The 18,115-nt window shown below is 45.1% G+C and carries 17 protein-coding genes and 3 riboswitches; all 17 genes read left to right on the top strand.

What is annotated here, in order from left to right:
• Nucleotides 1-73 precede the first annotated feature (73 nt).
• Nucleotides 74-185: riboswitch (SAM riboswitch) on the top strand.
• Nucleotides 186-253: 68 nt separating this feature from the next.
• Complete coding sequence (locus ACK1LH_RS17815; protein ID WP_282034654.1) at nt 254-1,570, top strand: O-acetylhomoserine aminocarboxypropyltransferase/cysteine synthase family protein; 1,317 nt, start codon at nt 254-256, stop codon at nt 1,568-1,570.
• A 105-nt stretch (nt 1,571-1,675) separates the two neighbouring features.
• Nucleotides 1,676-1,782: riboswitch (SAM riboswitch) on the top strand.
• 129 nt (nt 1,783-1,911) lie between these two features.
• Nucleotides 1,912-2,937 (top strand): methionine ABC transporter ATP-binding protein, encoded by a 1,026-nt coding sequence (locus ACK1LH_RS17810; protein ID WP_411333801.1) that lies wholly within the window; start codon nt 1,912-1,914, stop codon nt 2,935-2,937.
• On the top strand, nt 2,930-3,586 hold the full coding sequence (locus ACK1LH_RS17805) for a methionine ABC transporter permease (RefSeq protein WP_411333799.1): 657 nt from the start codon (nt 2,930-2,932) through the stop codon (nt 3,584-3,586). Before ACK1LH_RS17810 ends, ACK1LH_RS17805 begins: the two co-directional genes overlap by 8 nt.
• Nucleotides 3,587-3,600: 14 nt before the next feature.
• Complete coding sequence (locus tag ACK1LH_RS17800) at nt 3,601-4,428, top strand: MetQ/NlpA family ABC transporter substrate-binding protein (protein ID WP_411333797.1); 828 nt, start codon at nt 3,601-3,603, stop codon at nt 4,426-4,428.
• A 717-nt stretch (nt 4,429-5,145) separates the two neighbouring features.
• A complete protein-coding gene (locus ACK1LH_RS17795; protein WP_029284215.1) occupies nt 5,146-5,514 on the top strand; it encodes a carboxymuconolactone decarboxylase family protein in 369 nt (122 codons plus the stop codon).
• 196 nt (nt 5,515-5,710) lie between these two features.
• Complete coding sequence (locus tag ACK1LH_RS17790; protein ID WP_158001669.1) at nt 5,711-5,881, top strand: hypothetical protein; 171 nt, start codon at nt 5,711-5,713, stop codon at nt 5,879-5,881.
• Between the two features lie 169 nt (nt 5,882-6,050).
• A complete protein-coding gene (gene sufC, locus ACK1LH_RS17785) occupies nt 6,051-6,836 on the top strand; it encodes a Fe-S cluster assembly ATPase SufC (RefSeq protein WP_029284213.1) in 786 nt (261 codons plus the stop codon).
• 17 nt (nt 6,837-6,853) lie between these two features.
• Nucleotides 6,854-8,158, top strand: coding sequence for a Fe-S cluster assembly protein SufD (gene sufD / locus ACK1LH_RS17780; RefSeq protein ID WP_411333794.1), 1,305 nt, complete (start codon nt 6,854-6,856; stop codon nt 8,156-8,158).
• Nucleotides 8,158-9,378: a cysteine desulfurase gene (locus tag ACK1LH_RS17775; protein ID WP_411333793.1), complete on the top strand. Its 1,221-nt coding sequence runs from the start codon at nt 8,158-8,160 to the stop codon at nt 9,376-9,378. Before sufD ends, ACK1LH_RS17775 begins: the two co-directional genes overlap by 1 nt.
• Entirely contained in the window at nt 9,368-9,796 is a 429-nt protein-coding gene (gene sufU / locus ACK1LH_RS17770; protein ID WP_029284207.1) for a Fe-S cluster assembly sulfur transfer protein SufU, read from the top strand. The genes ACK1LH_RS17775 and sufU overlap by 11 nt, the downstream gene beginning before the upstream one ends.
• Before the next feature lie 87 nt (nt 9,797-9,883).
• Nucleotides 9,884-11,281, top strand: a complete 1,398-nt coding sequence (gene sufB, locus ACK1LH_RS17765) for a Fe-S cluster assembly protein SufB (protein WP_029284205.1) — start codon at nt 9,884-9,886, stop codon at nt 11,279-11,281.
• 405 nt (nt 11,282-11,686) lie between these two features.
• Nucleotides 11,687-12,544 carry a DUF72 domain-containing protein gene (locus ACK1LH_RS17760; protein WP_411333790.1) on the top strand — a complete coding sequence of 286 codons (858 nt, stop codon included), beginning with the start codon at nt 11,687-11,689 and terminating at the stop codon, nt 12,542-12,544.
• 19 nt (nt 12,545-12,563) lie between these two features.
• On the top strand, nt 12,564-13,388 hold the full coding sequence (locus ACK1LH_RS17755) for a sulfite exporter TauE/SafE family protein (RefSeq protein ID WP_411333788.1): 825 nt from the start codon (nt 12,564-12,566) through the stop codon (nt 13,386-13,388).
• 33 nt (nt 13,389-13,421) lie between these two features.
• Nucleotides 13,422-14,822: a bifunctional metallophosphatase/5'-nucleotidase gene (locus ACK1LH_RS17750; RefSeq protein WP_411333786.1), complete on the top strand. Its 1,401-nt coding sequence runs from the start codon at nt 13,422-13,424 to the stop codon at nt 14,820-14,822.
• A gap of 61 nt (nt 14,823-14,883) precedes the next feature.
• Nucleotides 14,884-15,186, top strand: a complete 303-nt coding sequence (locus ACK1LH_RS17745) for a YunC family protein (protein WP_029284197.1) — start codon at nt 14,884-14,886, stop codon at nt 15,184-15,186.
• Nucleotides 15,187-15,288: 102 nt separating this feature from the next.
• Nucleotides 15,289-16,056, top strand: a complete 768-nt coding sequence (yunB, locus tag ACK1LH_RS17740) for a sporulation protein YunB (RefSeq protein WP_029284195.1) — start codon at nt 15,289-15,291, stop codon at nt 16,054-16,056.
• A gap of 121 nt (nt 16,057-16,177) precedes the next feature.
• A riboswitch (Lysine riboswitch) is annotated at nt 16,178-16,360 on the top strand.
• Between the two features lie 127 nt (nt 16,361-16,487).
• The gene (locus tag ACK1LH_RS17735) at nt 16,488-18,044 is read left to right on the top strand and encodes a Na+/H+ antiporter NhaC family protein (protein WP_411333784.1); all 1,557 of its coding nucleotides are present in this window, start codon (nt 16,488-16,490) and stop codon (nt 18,042-18,044) included.
• The last annotated feature ends 71 nt before the right edge of the window (nt 18,045-18,115 follow it).

Genomic DNA, 18,115 nt, shown 5'->3' with positions numbered 1-18,115 from the left:
ATTCTAAAAATTCAAACAAATAATTGACTTAAGACAAACTAAAGTGATACAATTCCAACAGAAATAATAAGATATCTTATCAAGAGCGGTGGAGGGGCCTGGCCCTGTGAAGCCCGGCAACCGGTTATAGAGAGTGAATCACGGTGCCAATTCCAGCAGAGTGCATATGCTCTGAAAGATAAGAAGACCGGGATGCGCGCCTCTTCTTTGAAGGGGCTTTTTATTTTTTGAAACTTGGGAGGAGAAATGGATCATGACTCAAAAAAAGTACCGTTTGGAGACCGTCAACATTCATGGAGGGCTTAAGCCTGATCCTGGAACAGGTGCCAGATCTGTTCCGATTTACCAGTCTAATGCATACGTTTTCAATGACACTGAGCACGCTTCAAACTTATTTGCATTAAAAGAACAGGGGTACATTTACACTCGTATACATAATCCGACTTCCTCCGTCCTTGAGGAGCGCATTGCTGAACTAGAAGGCGGTGTCGGAAGTCTTGCAGTAGCAAGCGGTATGGCTGCCATTACCCTTTCGATTCTGAACATTGCCGGTGCCGGGGATGAAATCGTGTCCGCGTCCAGTCTCTACGGGGGAACCTATAATCTTTTCCAGACAACTTTGCCAAAATACGGCATTGAAACCACATTTGTTAATCCGGAGAACCCGGAAAATTTCAGAAGCGCGATCACAGAAAAAACGAAAGTCATTTTTGCCGAGACAATCGGCAACCCGAGTCTTCAAGTGCTTGATATAGAAGCCGTTGCAAAAATTGCTCATGAGGCCGGCATTCCGCTGATTGTAGATAATACATTCGCCACGCCGTATTTGTGCCGTCCCCTTGAACACGGTGCTGATATCGTTGTCCATTCTGCGACAAAGTGGCTGCTTGGAAATGGCACAACGCTTGGCGGTGTCATTGTAGATGGAGGGAAATTCGACTGGAACAGCAGAAAATTCCCAGGTTTCACGACACCTGATCCAAGCTATCATAACCTGGTTTATGCGGAAGCCCTTCCGGAAGCAGCCTATATTGTAAAAGCGAGGGTGCAGCTGCTGAGGGATCTTGGGCCTGCTCTCAGCCCGTTTAATGCTTTTCAATTTAACCTCGGTCTTGAAACGCTGCACGTCAGAATGAAAGAGCATATCTCGAATACGAGGAAGGTTGTAGACTATCTGAACGGACATCCTGCAGTGAAATGGGTTCTTTATCCTGAAGATTCAAAGCATCCGGACCAGGCTCTTGCTGAGAAATACTTGCCTGAGGGAGCAGGCGCAGTTGTCGTATTCGGCATTGAAGGCGGACGCGAAGCAGGGGCTAAAGTGATCAACTCTGCAGAGCTGTGGTCACACGTTGCGAATGTAGGGGATGCAAAGAGCCTCATCATCCATCCTGCCAGCACGACACACCAGCAGCTTGACGCTGAGGGCTTAAGAAAATCAGGCGTAACGGAAGACTTAATCAGGCTCTCTGTTGGAATTGAACATATAGACGACCTTCTCGAAGACTTGGAGCAGGCAATTGAGAAGGCTGTCGGCATTAGGTCACTGACAGAATCGACAGCACGATAAGCATGATCCGGAAGTTTTGTTCTTGACACGTACTTTTGATGCATGATAGAATCACTCTCGTACTATAAACTCACTAAATATACAGTCAATTTAATAAATGTTAGTCTCTTATCCAGAGAGGTGGAGGGAAGTGCCCTATGAAGCCCGGCAACCGTCAACATTGTTGAAAAGGTGCCAATTCACTCAAAGCTTGCAGCTTTGAAAGATGAGAGAAAGGTTTTTTCACATATGCCTTTCTGCTCATTTCTGCAGAAAGGCTTTTTTGTTTTCATGGAAAAACATGAAGCAAGGAGATATAGAGCAAAATGTTAGTGAGTGGAATTTTGGAAGAAGGTGAATTCATGATTACGCTAAAGGACGTGCGAAAAGTCTTTCAGACGAAGAATGGCCGTGTCACGGCTGTTGATTCCGTCAATCTGGACATAAACAAAGGTGAAATTTTCGGAATTATAGGTTATAGCGGCGCCGGGAAAAGTTCACTTATCCGCCTGCTGAACGGACTTGAAAAACCAACGGAAGGCTCCATTCAGGTGGCAGGCCAGGGCATCGATGAAATCAGCGGCAGCGATCTTAGAAAGGCACGGCAGGAAATCAGCATGATTTTCCAGCATTTCAATTTGCTTTGGTCAAGAACTGTCCGTGAAAATATTGCGTTCCCGCTTGAGATTGCCGGGATAAAAAGCGAGCAGCGGGCTAAACGGGTAGAAGAGCTGATCAAGCTTGTCGGGCTCGAAGGCCGGGAAGACTCCTATCCTTCCCAGCTGAGCGGAGGGCAAAAGCAGAGGGTCGGAATTGCGAGAGCCCTTGCCAACAATCCAAAAGTCCTGCTATGTGACGAGGCAACATCAGCACTTGACCCGCAGACAACCGATTCCATTCTTGACCTGCTTGTTGACATTAACGAACGGTTAGGACTGACGATTGTTCTGATTACCCACGAAATGCATGTTATCCGAAAAATCTGCCACCGTGTGGCAGTGATGGAAAGCGGAAAAATTGTCGAGCAGGGTGAAGTGCTAGACGTATTCAGAAGGCCTCAGCAGGCCATCACAAAGCGCTTTGTGAAACAAATTACAGAGCCGGACGACACGCAGGAAACAATGGAGCTGATCCTTGAGAAATATAAGCAGGGCATGGTTATTCAGCTGACATTTGTAGGTGACTCAACTGAAAATCCCCTTATTACGAACCTGATCCGGAACCATCCGATTCAGGTGAACATTCTTCAGGGGAAAATTTCGCAGACTCAAAGCGGATCTTACGGTACACTGTTTATCCACATGGACGGCGAACAGGCTGAGCTTGAAAGAGCGATGGCCTACATCCGCAGCCAAGAGGTCGAGGCGGAGGTGATTTCAAATGTTTGAAAACGTGAGATGGGAAAACGTTTGGGAAGCAACCAGTGAAACCTTGTTCATGACTGCCTTTTCCGTGGCAGCGACATTCGTGCTGGGCATCATCCTCGGATTGCTGCTCTTCCTTACATCCAGAAACGGTATTTGGGAAAACAAGCCGGTTAATGTCATCATATCTGCATTTGTAAACATTTTTAGATCGATTCCATTTATCCTGCTGATCATTTTGCTAATTCCTTTTACCAAGGCCATTCTTGACACGTTCCTTGGTGCAAAGGCGGCACTGCCGGCATTAATCATCGGAGCTGCTCCGTTTTATGCCCGAATGGTTGAAATTGCACTCCGTGAAATTGATAAAGGAGTCATTGAAGCGGCCAGATCAATGGGTGCTAAAACATCTACGATTATCTGGAAGGTCCTGATTCCTGAATCATCACCTGCTTTAATCTCCGGCATTACAGTAACGGCTATCGCTCTTGTGGGCTACACAGCCATGGCTGGGGTAGTTGGTGCAGGAGGCCTTGGAAATCTTGCCTTTTTGGAAGGCTTCCAGAGGAACAATAATGCTGTAACGATGATTGCAACTATTTTAATATTAGTCATTGTCTTCATAATCCAATTTATTGGAGATTTAATAACATCAAAATTAGATAAACGTTAGGGAGGATATTCACCATGAAAAAATTACTATTAAGTGCTGTTTTTGCTACATCTGCTTTCGCTCTTGCTGCCTGCGGCGGCGGTGACGGTGGCGGAGAGGAAACAAAGACTCTGAAAATCGGAGCATCAAATGTTCCTCACGCTGAAATTTTAGAAGAAGCACAGCCTTTACTTGAAGAAAAGGGAATCGAGCTTGATATCGTTCCTTTCCAGGATTACATTCTGCCGAACAAATCACTTGCAAGTGAAGAAATTGATGCAAACTACTTCCAGCATATCCCGTACCTTGAGTCACAAATGGCTGAAAACAAGGCCTATGATTTTGTGAATGCAGGCGGAATCCACATCGAGCCGATCGGTGTATATTCTAAAAAACATAAATCGCTTGAAGATATTCCTGAAGGCGGAACAATCATTATGAGCAACTCTGTTGCTGATCACGGACGCATGCTTTCCCTCCTTGAAAAAGAAGGCCTGATCACAATTAAAGAAGGAGTCGACAAAACAACTGCGACTGTCGACGACATCGATGAAAACAAAAAGAACCTGAAGTTCAAAGCTGATGTAGAAGCAAGCATCCTTCCTCAGGCTTACAACAACGACGAGGGCGATGCTGTTCTGATCAACACGAACTATGCAATCGGCGCAGGACTAAACCCTCAAAAAGATGCAATTGCCCTTGAAGGATCAGATTCACCGTACGTAAATATCATCACTGTCCGCAAAGGCGACGAAAACAAAGAAGAGATCAAAGCCCTTGTGGAAGTTCTTCACTCAGAAGAAATCCAGAAGTTCATCGAAGAAAAATACGAAGGTGCAGTTGTGCCTGTAGACGGAAAATAATTTGCACGGCCATTGGAAAATCCGAACTGAAATCAGTTCGGGTTTTTTTCTTGTGCAGGCACATCTTAGGTGCGGGAGGTAAAGGGTCATACAGATATGACCCTTAAGGCAGATTATAATTTGATGGCACTTATTGCAGAATTCAGAACCATCAAAAGCGGTGATTAGAACACTCTCGTCGTGTCTCCGCACCGAGTTAGTGCTGCTAACTCATGATTAGAACATTTTCGTCGTGTCCCTGCACCAAGTTAGTGCTGCTAACTCATGATTAGAACATTTTCGTCGTGTCCCTGCACCGAGTTAGTGCTGCTAACTCATGTTTGGAACACTTTCGGCGGGGTCACGATTCACGAGAGCTAAAGGGTCAAGATGAGCGGAGAATGCTTCCTGTTTGTGGCGTCGCTAAACTCCAGTGCACTGCAGCGGAGGGAACTTGACTCCTGCGGGATGAAGAGGGCACTGAAGATCTCGCAAGCGCAGCGAGGAAGCTTCAGGCACTCCCCGCGGAAAGCAAGTTCCCGGAGCGAAAGGGAACGGGTACCACTGCAAAATAAATTAGAAAGAAAATTCCTCCTCAAACAACAATCAATATTATATAGAAGAAAACAGTCACTCCAAACTCAATAAGCTGCCGCTGTATCCTTTATTTTTCCGCATACTCTGGACCCCTTTTCTGCATACTAACGGTGTTGAATCTTAGGAATGGAGCTGAACAGTATGCAGCATTTTGAACCGAGAAACTCAAGCGAAGCAGCTTTGCACGACTACAAAGAAGGCCTTGGCATTTTTACAGAAAAAATGCCTGAACTTGCTCACCTTTATAATGAATTTACACAGGAATGCTTTAAAGAAGGGACTCTCTCCCAAAAAGAAAAGCAGCTGATTGCCCTTGGAATCAGTATTTACTCCCAGGATGAATACTGTATCATTTATCATACGAAGGGCTGCCTTGATCAGGGAGCGAGCGAACAGGAAATTCTCGAAACCGTAGGGGTGACGGCTGCATTCGGCGGAGGAGCCGCCATGAGCCAGTCTGTTACGCTTGTTCAGGAGTGCATCACAGAACTCAACCAGCTGAAACAGTAGCAAACAGAAGAAAACGAGAGCATCTTTTTAAATTCTGCCTGCTTCGAGCAGTGAAGAGCTCTGTATGTATGTCACTCATTCTTATCCCTTCTCAGCAGGTTTGAACTTTTTTACAAGGGGTATTACGATAGTAGTATCGTTTTTACAAAACCTGAGAGGATGATTCATTATCTACGCAAGTCAGCAGAAGCTTGATTTGAATTACACGACTGAAATGGAAAAGGCTCTTATGCAGTCCCACAAAATGGGGTACGCAGTGTACAGCAGAAACCATGAGAAGCGTATGGAAGTAGAAAAGAATCGTGAAGAGGACTATCAGAAAAGCAAACAGCTGTTTGCGGAACTTGACCGGAAAATGAATGGATAGACTATGGATAAAAGGAATCAGCCGCAGGCTGGTTCCTTTTGGGTTGCGGCAAATTGGATCAGCCTCCGAAAAAGTTGTATTCACTTTTCATTTGTTATAAAATTAGAATGAGAATAAATTGAGAATGATTAAATTCAGATCTTATAGATTATTGGAGGTATAAGCAGTTATGGCAGGATCAACATTAGTGATTAAAGATTTACACGTGGAAATCGACGGAAAAGAGATTTTGAAAGGTGTAAACCTTGAAATAAAAGGCGGAGAGTTCCACGCAATCATGGGACCGAATGGTACTGGTAAATCTACGCTTTCATCAGCAATTATGGGGCACCCTAAGTACGAAGTAACAAAAGGCAGCATCACTCTTGACGGTGAAGACGTGCTTGAGATGGAAGTTGATGAGCGCGCACGCGCAGGTCTGTTCCTTGCAATGCAGTATCCAAGCGAAATCAGCGGTGTAACAAATGCGGACTTCCTTCGTTCTTCTATTAATGCACGCAAAGAAGAAGGCGAAGAAATTTCATTAATGAAATTCATCCGCAAAATGGATTCAAACATGGAATTCCTTGAAATGGATCCTGATATGGCACAGCGCTACCTGAACGAAGGTTTTTCTGGCGGTGAGAAAAAACGCAACGAAATTCTTCAATTAATGATGATCGAGCCTAAGATTGCCATTCTTGATGAAATTGACTCAGGACTTGATATCGACGCTCTTAAAGTCGTTTCAAAAGGTATCAACCAAATGCGTTCTGAAGAGTTCGGCTGCCTGATCATCACTCACTATCAGCGCCTGCTTAACTACATCACACCTGATCATGTGCACGTTATGATGCAGGGACGAATCGTAAAATCAGGCGGTCCTGAGCTTTCTCAGCGCCTTGAAGCAGAAGGATATGACTGGATTAAACAAGAGCTTGGCATCGAAGACGAAACTGTTGGTCAAGAAGCGTAAGCGTTAGGGGGATTAAGATGACAGTAGAGACAACATTCAACCATGACTATGTCGCCGGCTTTTCAAAAGAACTTGGCGAACCGGAATGGCTAACAGAACTGCGCTTACAGGCTCTTGCAAAAGCTGAAGACCTTTCTATGCCAAAGCCGGATAAAACAAAGATTGACAAATGGAACTTCACTGAGTTTAAAACTCATGCAGTGAAAAGCGAAAAGCATACGTCACTTGACAGTCTGCATGAAGAAGTAAAATCTCTTATCGACCTTGAAAAAGAGAACAAAAATCTGTACATCCAGCTTGATACAACACCTGCCTATTCATCTCTGTCACAGGAGCTGAAAGACCAGGGCGTTATCTTTACAGATATTCATACAGCTGCACGCGAGCATTCAGAGCTTGTGCAAAAATACTTCATGACAGATGGCGTTAAAGTAGATGAGCACCGCCTGACAGCATTGAACGCTGCTTTGATGAACGGCGGAGTGTTCGTATATGTGCCTGAAAATGTCGAAGTTGCTGCACCTCTTCAAGCTGTTTATGTTCACGAGAATCCGGCTACGACTCTTTTCAACCATGTAATCGTAGTAGCAGATAACAACAGCTCAGTAACGTATGTTGAGAACTATATTTCTGTAACGGAGACTGAAGGAGCAATTTTCAACATCGTGACAGAAGTTTTCGCAAACTCAAACGCAAAAGTAACGTACGGTGCTGTTGATCACTTGAATAAAGGTGTTACAACATATGTAAACCGCCGCGGAACTGCAGGTCGCGATGGCCGTATCGAGTGGGCTCTCGGCTTGATGAACGACGGAAACACAATTTCTGAGAATACGACAAACCTTATGGGTGACGGATCTTACGGCGACACAAAATCAGTTGTAGTCGGCCGCGGATCGCAAACTCAGAACTTTACGACTAAAGTGATTCACTTCGGAAGAAACTCTGAAGGATATATCTTAAAACACGGTGTAATGAAAGACAGTGCTTCATCTGTCTTCAACGGCATCGGAAAAATCGAGCACGGTGCTTCAAAATCAAATGCTGAGCAGGAATCAAGAGTGCTTATGCTGAGTGAAAAAGCGCGCGGTGACGCTAACCCGATTCTTCTAATTGATGAAGATGATGTTACGGCAGGACACGCGGCTTCTGTTGGCCGTGTAGATCCTCTTCAGCTTTACTACCTGATGAGCCGCGGAATTCCAAAGGTTGAGGCAGAGCGCCTTGTCATTCATGGATTCTTAGCACCGGTAGTCAACGTCCTTCCAATTGAAGGTGTTAAGAAACAGCTTGTAGAGGTTATTGAAAGGAAAGTTAAGTAATGAATATTCAAGATATCCGTTCACTTTTTCCGATTTTGGATCAGCAGGTAAATGGACAGGATCTTGTATATCTTGACAGTGCAGCGACTTCCCAGAAGCCGCTGCCCGTCATTGAAGCGCTGGACCGCTATTACCGGGAGTACAATTCAAATGTGCACCGCGGCGTTCACACGCTTGGAACGAAAGCGACAGATGGATATGAAGGAGCCCGTGAAAAGGTCCGGAAGTTCATTGGCGCTTCATCAATGGAAGAAATTATTTTCACGCGCGGAGCTACGACAGCTTTAAATACAGTTGCAGCGAGCTATGGGCGTGCGAATCTTAAGGCCGGGGATGAAATTGTCATCACCCACATGGAGCATCATGCGAATGTGATTCCATGGCAGCAGCTTGCCAAAGAAACGGGAGCGGTCCTTAAATACATCCCTCTTCAAGAAGACGGAACGATTTCTTTAGAGGATGCAAAAGCGACCATTACAGATGCCGCTAAAATTGTATCTGTGATGCAGGTTTCAAACGTGCTTGGAACTATTAACCCTATCAAAGAACTTGCAGAAATTGCACACGGCAAAGGTGCAGTCATGGTCGTTGACGGTGCACAGAGTGCTCCTCATATGAAAATTGACGTGCAGGATCTGGATTGTGATTTCTTTGCTTTTTCTGCCCATAAGATGTGCGGTCCTACCGGCATCGGCGTTCTTTACGGGAAAAAAGCGCTTCTTGAAAAAATGGAGCCGGTCGAATTCGGCGGCGAGATGATTGATTTTGTCGGCCTGTACGAATCAACGTGGAAAGAGCTTCCGTGGAAGTTCGAAGCCGGAACACCGATTATCGCCGGAGCAATCGGGCTAGGTGCAGCGATTGATTTCCTTCAGGATATTGGTCTTGATAACATCGAAGCATACGAGCACAAGCTTGCAGGCTATGCCCTAGAGCGCCTTTCAGATGTTGAAGGGATTACAATTTACGGTCCAGAGCACCGCGCAGGACTTGTAACGTTCAATATAGAGGATGTTCATCCTCACGATGTGGCTACAGTGCTTGATGCAGAAGGCATCGCCGTGCGTGCCGGCCATCATTGCGCACAGCCCCTTATGAAATGGCTGAATGTTTCTTCCACTGCACGTGCAAGTTTTTACCTGTACAATACAGAAGAAGAAATCGATAAGCTTGTTGCAGGAATTGTTAAAACAAAGGAGTACTTTACAAATGTCTTTTAACAACCTGGACACCTTGTACCGTCAGGTCATCATGGATCATTACAAAAACCCGCGGAACAAAGGTGTACTCGAAGATAGCTTAACAATCGATATGAACAACCCTACATGCGGCGACCGTATCCGCCTTACCCTTCAAATTGAAGACGGCGAGATAAAAGATGCCAAATTCGACGGGGAAGGCTGTTCCATTTCCATGTCCTCTGCTTCAATGATGACCCAGGCCATTAAAGGCCAGTCTGTTGAAACCGCGCTTAAACTGTCAAAAATCTTCTCTGATATGATGCAGGGAAAAGAGTACGATGACGACATTGAACTTGAGGACATCGAGGCCCTTCAGGGTGTTGCAAAATTCCCTGCCCGCATTAAATGTGCAACTCTTGCGTGGAAGGCCATGGAAAAAGGAGTTCAAAACAGCTGAACAGGAAAAAGGGCAGCTTTAAGCTGTCCCTCTCCTGCTTACAATGATGGAGAACCTTCCATCAACTATGATTGGAGTTGAATACGGATGGCTAAAAAAATGCCGGATATCGGCGATTATAAATATGGATTTGCAGACAAAGACGTCTCGATTTTCCGTTCAAAACGCGGATTGACAAAAGAAATCGTTGAAGAAATTTCACGTATGAAAAGCGAGCCACAATGGATGCTTGATTTCCGCCTGAAATCTCTTGAGCATTTCTACAGCATGCCAATGCCGCAGTGGGGCGGAGACATGGCTGCTCTTAACTTTGATGAAATTACGTATTACGTAAAGCCGTCTGAGAAGTCAGAGCGCTCATGGGATGAGGTTCCTGAAGAAATCAAGCGTACGTTTGACAAACTTGGAATCCCTGAAGCTGAGCAAAAATACCTTGCAGGTGTATCAGCCCAGTACGAATCTGAGGTTGTTTACCACAACATGAAAGAAGACCTTGAAGATCTTGGCATCGTCTTTAAAGATACAGATACAGCACTTAAAGAAAACGAAGACATTTTCAGAGAACACTTTGGAAAAGTCATTCCTCCAACAGACAACAAGTTCTCAGCTTTGAACTCGGCTGTCTGGTCTGGCGGATCGTTCATCTACGTTCCTAAAGGCGTGAAAGTGGATACGCCGCTTCAAGCGTACTTCCGCATCAACTCTGAAAACATGGGTCAGTTTGAGCGTACTCTGATCGTTGTTGATGAGGGTGCACACGTTCACTACGTTGAGGGCTGTACAGCTCCAGTTTACACAACAAACTCACTTCACAGTGCAGTTGTTGAAATCATCGTAAAAGACGGCGGCTACTGCCGTTATACAACGATTCAGAACTGGGCAAACAACGTCTTCAACCTTGTTACAAAGCGTGCAGTCTGCGAAAAGAACGCAACGATGGAATGGATCGACGGAAACATCGGTTCTAAACTGACTATGAAATACCCTGCGGTTATCCTAAAAGGCGAAGGTGCACGCGGTATGACACTGTCAATCGCTCTTGCAGGAAAAGGCCAGCATCAGGATGCCGGTGCAAAAATGATTCACCTTGCACCAAACACATCATCTACGATCGTGTCAAAATCAATCTCAAAACAAGGCGGTAAAGTAACGTACCGCGGAATCGTCCACTTCGGCCGCAAAGCTGAAGGCGCCCGTTCTAACATTGAGTGCGATACACTGATCATGGATAACCAGTCAACATCTGATACGATCCCTTACAACGAAATCTTCAACGACAACATCTCGCTTGAGCATGAAGCGAAGGTTTCAAAAGTATCAGAAGAACAATTATTCTACTTGATGAGCCGCGGAATTTCAGAAGAAGAAGCAACTGAAATGATCGTAATGGGCTTCATCGAGCCATTCACAAAAGAACTTCCAATGGAATATGCCGTTGAAATGAACCGTCTGATTAAGTTCGAGATGGAAGGATCAATCGGATAATAGAAACGAAAAAAGCTCGCCTTTAGAGGCGGGCTTTTTTGTATGTAACTGAAGGTACAGGGATAAGCGCACTTACGCGAATCAAAGCATAGGTGGAAGTGTTCTAAAACTGAGATAAGCGCACTTAGCCAAAGCGCAGTATCTGTGAAAGTGTTCTAAAACCGGGATAAGCGCACTTAGCCAAAGTGCAATATCTGTGAAAGTGTTCTAAAGCCGAGATAAGCGCACTTAGCCAAAGCGCAGCCTCCCGCAAAATGTTCTAAAAACAGCTCACGCATATTTCACAGTATTCAATCCCTTAATCACCTCTTCCAATCAACTGCACAAACCATCCAGAATGAAAATTTTTCATCCATGTAGTATCATAAAAGAACCGATACGTACGAAAAGGAGGCTGGACGCAGATTGATCTATATTGGATTAACAGGCTGGGGAGACCATGATGCTCTGTACCCTAATGGAATTGCAGCAGGGGAGAAACTGAAGGAGTACTCGGCCCATTTCCCGGCAGTTGAAGTGGATGCAAGCTTTTATGCTGTTCAGCCTGTAAGAAATGCAGAAAAATGGGTGAGTGAAACTCCTGAGTCATTCAAATTCATAGTGAAGGCTTATCAGGGAATGACAGGCCATCAGCGCGGGGACATTCCCTTTGATTCGAAAGAAGAGATGTTCGCAGCCTTTCTCAGGTCCATTGAACCCTACATACGGACAGGAAAGCTTGCCATGGTGCTTTTTCAGTTTCCGCCGTGGTTTGACTGCAAAAAGGAGAATGTGACCTATTTAAGATGGTGCCGCGAGCAAATGGGAGACGTTCCGGTTGCTCTTGAGTTCAGGCATCAGTCTTGGTTTACTCCGGAAACACGCGAAAAAACGCTCTCCTTTATGCGGAATGAAAAGTGGATTCACAGTATATGCGATGAGCCTCAGGCAGGCAGCGGGTCGGTTCCGGCAGTTGTGAAGGCCACAGACTCAGGTAAAACGCTGATCCGGATGCACGGAAGAAATGTTCATGGCTGGACGAAGCCTGCTAAAGGAGAAGAATGGCGCGAAGTGAGATATTTATACAGGTACAATGAGAACGAGCTGAATCAATGGGCAGAATTTATTGAAGAACTGAAAGAGGTAACAGAGGATATTTTTCTCCTCTTTAATAATAATTCCGGCGGAGATGCTGCTGACAATGCGAAACAAATGCAAAAGCTGATGAAGATTGAATATGAGGGTCTTGCGCCGAGGCAGCTGGACTTGTTCAGCGGAGAATAGAAAGAGGCGGGTTGTTTAAATGGAATGGATTTTCCTTATTTTCATAGGCTTTATAGCAGGAACAATCGGCAGCCTTGTTGGCCTTGGGGGAGGCATTATTGTCGTTCCGGCCATGCTGTTTTCATCAGGTTTTTTTACGATTTTTGAAGGAGTTTCCCCTCAGACAGCGGTCGGGACTTCGCTCCTTGTTGTCATTTTCACAGGCCTTTCCTCTACACTCGCCTATATGAAAAAGAAAAAAGTGGATTACAGGAGCGGACTGATCTTCTTTATCGGGAGCGGGCCTGGAGGAATAATTGGAGCATATGCGAATCAATATTTAAACACGGATTCTTTTTCCCTGTATTTTGGTTTATTTATGATTTTCGTTTCTGTTTTGCTGATGCTCAGGGACAGACTCAAACCGAGTGCGAGACAGCCTGGAGAAAAAGAGATTGTCCGTACATATCAAGGTGAGCAAGGTGCGGAGGGAGTCTATTTTTATAAACCCGTACCGGCCATCATCATTTCATTTGGCGTTGGTTTTTTGTCCGGTCTTTTTGGCATTGGCGGCGGTGCCCTGATGGTGCCTGCGATGATTCTCCTCTTTTTCTTCCCGGCACATATAGCTGTCGCAACGTCTATGTTTATTATTTTTCTCTCTGGTCTGACAAGCTCGGTTATGCATGCGGCTCTTGGAAATATAAACTGGCTGTTTGCTCTTGCTTTAATACCAGGAGCCTGGGCAGGAGGAAAAGCAGGTGCGCTGATTGCCTCAAAGCTTTCTGGAAAAGCGCTCATCAGTCTGCTCAGGATTGTCTTGATCCTTGCGGGACTTAAACTGATTTATGAAGGTGTTTTCTAAAACCTGAACACCTTTTTGAAAAGGGGACTATTGATGGCTGAGACCATTCATTTATATCATACAAACGATTTGCACAGTTATTTTGAGAACTGGCCTATGGTTGCTCACTACTTGAAGCGGATGAAAAAAGAGCATGCAGAAGATGGGGAAGAGATGCTGCTTGTAGATGTCGGAGACCATCTTGACCGTGTGCATCCAATCACGGAAGCTACGAATGGGAAGACGAATGTAGAGCTTTTGAACGGCTTAGAGTATGACGCTGTGACCATCGGCAATAATGAGGGGATAACGCTGCCGCATGATGCGCTGGATACTTTATATGACCGGGCAGCATTTCCGGTCATTCTTTCAAATCTTTATACAGAGTCAGGGGAGCGTCCCCGCTGGGTGGAGCCTTATAAAATCTTCTCTTTTGCAAACGGAACTAGAGCTGCCGTTCTTGGTGTCAGCGTCTTCTATGAGAAGTTTTATCAGCTTCTCGGATGGAAAGTAACGGATCCGTTTCAAAGTCTTCGCGAAACGCTGGAATTGATTAAAGACCAGGCGGATATCATCATTCTGCTTTCTCATTTAGGGATTAATGACGATGAACTCCTGGCTGCGGAATTCCCTGAAATTGACGTCATTTTAGGTGCCCATACCCACCACGTCCTGGAAAAAGGGAAGCTGGTGAATAATGTGCTTCTTACAGGTGCGGGGAAAAACTGCAGCTTAATCGGCCACGTGGCATTATCAGTTGACGGTGACACGCTTTTGTCAAAAACGGCAAATGTCATTTCAGTTGCTGCAGAGCCGGAATGTGAAGATGTAAAAGTGTTTCTTGATGCGGAGAGGAAGAAAAGCGATGAGATTCTGTCAGAGGAAGTGACAGTGCTTGACAGGGATCTCACGCTGGACTGGTTTGGTCCTTCTGACTTTACAGCCCTTCTGGCATCAGCCGTCAAGGAATGGTGCAAAGGCGATGTGAGCATGGTCAATGCCGGGCTGCTGCTGGAACCTTTACAAGCAGGCTCAGTGACGAGAAAAGACCTGCACAGGATCTGTCCGCATCCAATAAACCCCTGTAAAGTGCAGTTAAAGGGAGATGTCCTGAAAGAAGTGATTGCAGAATCACGGACAGAAAAAATTGAACAGTTGAGATTAAAAGGGCTTGGATTCAGGGGGAAAGTAATGGGCCGGATGATTTTTGACGGAATCGAGGTTCGCAGTGAGCAGAAATCAGACGGTTTAAATCACATTACGGGCATTCTTATACAAGGGGAACCGCTTGATCCTGACCGCACCTATGAGGTTGCGACAGTCGATATGTTCACTTTGGGCGTGCTTTACCCTTCCATTTACCATGCAGAAAAGAAAACCTATTATATGCCTGAAATGCTGCGTGATGTCCTTGCCTGGAAGCTGAAACAGGGACATTCGTACAAGAATGCCTAGTTTTCACACTCAATGCCTCCTGCCTTCATAAATTACAGAAGGAAGGGAGTGTGAAAGAACGATGGTATCCATGACACCTATTATGATTGGAAGTCATCAATTTACAGCTGTAACGGTTGCTTTGCCTAAAACAAATTTCATGGCTGTTACAAGCGACAAAGGGTACATTATGTGCGGCGCACTCGATGTAGCGCTGCTGAATGAAAAATTGAAAGAGCGGGGAATTATTGCAGGGAGAGCAGTCGGCGTCCGGACGATCGAACAGCTTCTTGATGCTCCGCTTGAATCCATTACCTTTGAAGCCGAAAACCGCGGAATCCACGTAGGAATGAGCGGAAGAGATGCCCTGCTTAGAATGCTCTGAGTCGAACTGTATAACATCATTGTTTTAATAGATAACTTCAAAAAAATAGCGTACATCCCTCCTTACATGCATAAATATAGCTTGTAAAGGGGGGATTTATTTTTGGCCAGATTCCGCAGCCGTCCTCATAAAAAAGGGCCGCTTCCTTTCAGATATGTATTCCTGCTTTCACTCGTCTTTTTTATCTTATCTACAGCTGCGGGGCTGTGGATTGTTAATAAGGGAATTGAACCGACATTAATGACGGTGGCTGAAACCGAAACAAAACGGATTGCGACACTTGTTATCCAGAATGCGATTAACAAGGACATTAAAGAAGATGTAGATGTGGATGAAATGTTCGTCGTTGATACGGATGAAAAAGGGAATGTGACGACAATCGATTTTAACGCCAAATTTGTCAGAAGCGTGCTTGCCAAGACAACCGACAAGATTCAGGCGAATTTAAGAGAAGCATCCAAAGGTAATATTGACGCGCTTGAACTGCCGGAGGGCGAGCATCTTACGAAAGATAAACAGGGCGAGGGAATCATCTACTCGATTCCGCTTGGCCAGGCAACGAATAATGCACTGATTGGAAACCTCGGTCCGAAAGTGCCCGTCCGTTTTTACGTTGTCGGTGAGGTGCAGACTGATGTGAAGGAAACGATTCAGCAGTATGGAATTAACAATGCGCTGATTGAAATAGCAGTTGAAATTGAAGTGAATGTCGAGGTGGTCATTCCGTTCTCCACAAGAACTGCTACAGTAAGAAACAACATCCCGATTGCGATTAAAGCTGTTCAGGGGCAAGTGCCAAGCTATTACAACGGGGGCGGAGGAAGCTCACCTCCTGCGCTTGAAGTTCCCGTGGAATCAACTGGAAGGTAAGTTGCTGTTGATAGATTAGGAGATTATTGATATAATCCAACTAGTTAATGAGCTGCTTTTTGGGGCTAAAGAAATATGTCCGTTAAATCAGCATACAAATTGAATACTTCACCTTGTCTCATGATGAGGTAGAGGCGCGAAAAAGAAGAGTAGATAGTGTGAGGATGACAACTGAGATCACTATACAAAAGGCTTTTTTGCCGAAGTTATGCAGCATGCGTCAACATCTGCACAGCTGGGGTTACCTTGAATAAGGGTAACACTGTCATTGCAGGGATATCTGCAATGGTGGGCTACTGATCGTGGAGGATAACATAACATTACCTAAAAAGAGTAATGATAGTTATTTTCTATCGTACTCTTTTTTATTTGCACTTTTTTATCCTTGCATCGTGCCGGTAGCCCCATTACTAATTCCAGGAGGTTTTACCATGTCAGGCACTATTTATTCAATTCTTCCCCCGATCATCGCCATTTTGATGGTCATACTTACTAGGAAAGTCCTTCTTTCACTCGGAGTCGGAATCCTTTCCGCCGCACTTATTCTTACAAACTTTTCAATAGGAGAGACCCTTTCGAAAATCTGGGGAGCTTTTAAAGCCATCTTTGTTGCAGACGGAGAGCTCAATACGTGGAATGTGTTCATTCTTCTGTTCCTGCTTATCCTTGGTGTTGTGACTGCGCTGATTTCCATATCAGGCGGAAGCAGGGCGTTTGGCGAATGGGCTCAAAAGCGTGTTAAAACAAGAGCTGGTGCTCAGTTTACTGCTGCTCTTCTGGGCATTATGATTTTTATCGATGATTATTTCAACGCACTGGCTGTAGGGCAGGTCAGCCGTCCGATTACAGACCGGCAGAAAGTTTCAAGAGCCAAGCTTGCCTATATTATTGATTCAACCTCTGCACCGGTGTGTGTTGTTTCACCGGTTTCAAGCTGGGGAGCGTATATTATTGCCATGATCGGGACGATTCTTGCAACCCACAGTGTTTCTGAATACACCCCTCTGTCTGCTTTTATGACGATGGTTCCTATGAATTACTATGTGTTCGCTGCACTGGCTCTAGTTTTTGCAACGGCCTACTTAAACATCAATCTCGGCAGCATGAAGTTTCATGAAGAGCGGGCTATGAAAGAAGGCGTATTGTTTGATCCTGAAAAAGAGCCGCTCGGAGATATTAAGGAAGATCTGCCTGTTAGTGATAAAGGCTCGATCGGAAATCTTGTCTGGCCGATTATTGCCCTGATTATTGGAACAGTAGGCGCCATGCTCTGGACCGGGTATGAAGGCGTTCTAGCAGAAGATGGCGTTAAAGTGACGCTTCTTACAATGTTTGAATACACGGATGTGGCGAAGTCGCTTGTCATTGGAGGACTTATCGGTCTCGTGGTTACACTTGGTTTATATTTAGGCAAAGGCATCTCTTCTGCCTACTTGCCAAAAGCTTTCCTTGAGGGCATTAAATCAATGCTTCCGGCCATTTATATTCTGACGCTTGCCTGGATGATCGTTGATTTGATCGGCCAGCTGAAAACAGGAGAATACCTTGCAGGGCTAGTAGAGCAGTCAAACATGAATACAGCCTTCCTGCCTGTCATTCTGTTCGTTCTTGCAGGTTTTATGGCGTTTGCTACAGGAACGTCATGGGGAACATTCGGCATCATGCTTCCGATAGCAGGCGAAATAACGGCTGCAACTGATATTTCGATGCTTCTTCCGGCAATGGCGGCTGTCCTTGCAGGAGCTGTACTCGGAGATCACTGTTCTCCTATTTCAGATACGACGATTCTATCCTCAACTGGAGCGGGAAGCCATCACATCGACCATGTGGTGACGCAGCTTCCATATGCAGTGTCAGGAGGAATCATGGCAGCTCTTGGATATTTAGTTCTCGGACTTACAGGAAGTATGATTCTGGGACTTTTGACAGTAATTGTGCTTTTAATTGTCTTTATCCTTATTTTCAAGAAAAAGGCAACAGCTGTTTAACAAATAGGAAAAAGGCAGAGTTCACGCGGACTCTGTCTTTTTTTTGCGAGAAAATATGACAGATTTATCAT

The sequence above is a fragment of the Metabacillus indicus genome, from assembly GCF_046603695.1.
GTDB lineage: Bacteria > Bacillota > Bacilli > Bacillales > Bacillaceae > Bacillus_P > Bacillus_P indicus.
The sequence above is the reverse complement of the archived record's forward strand: the minus strand, read 5'-3'. Positions and strand labels throughout refer to the sequence as shown.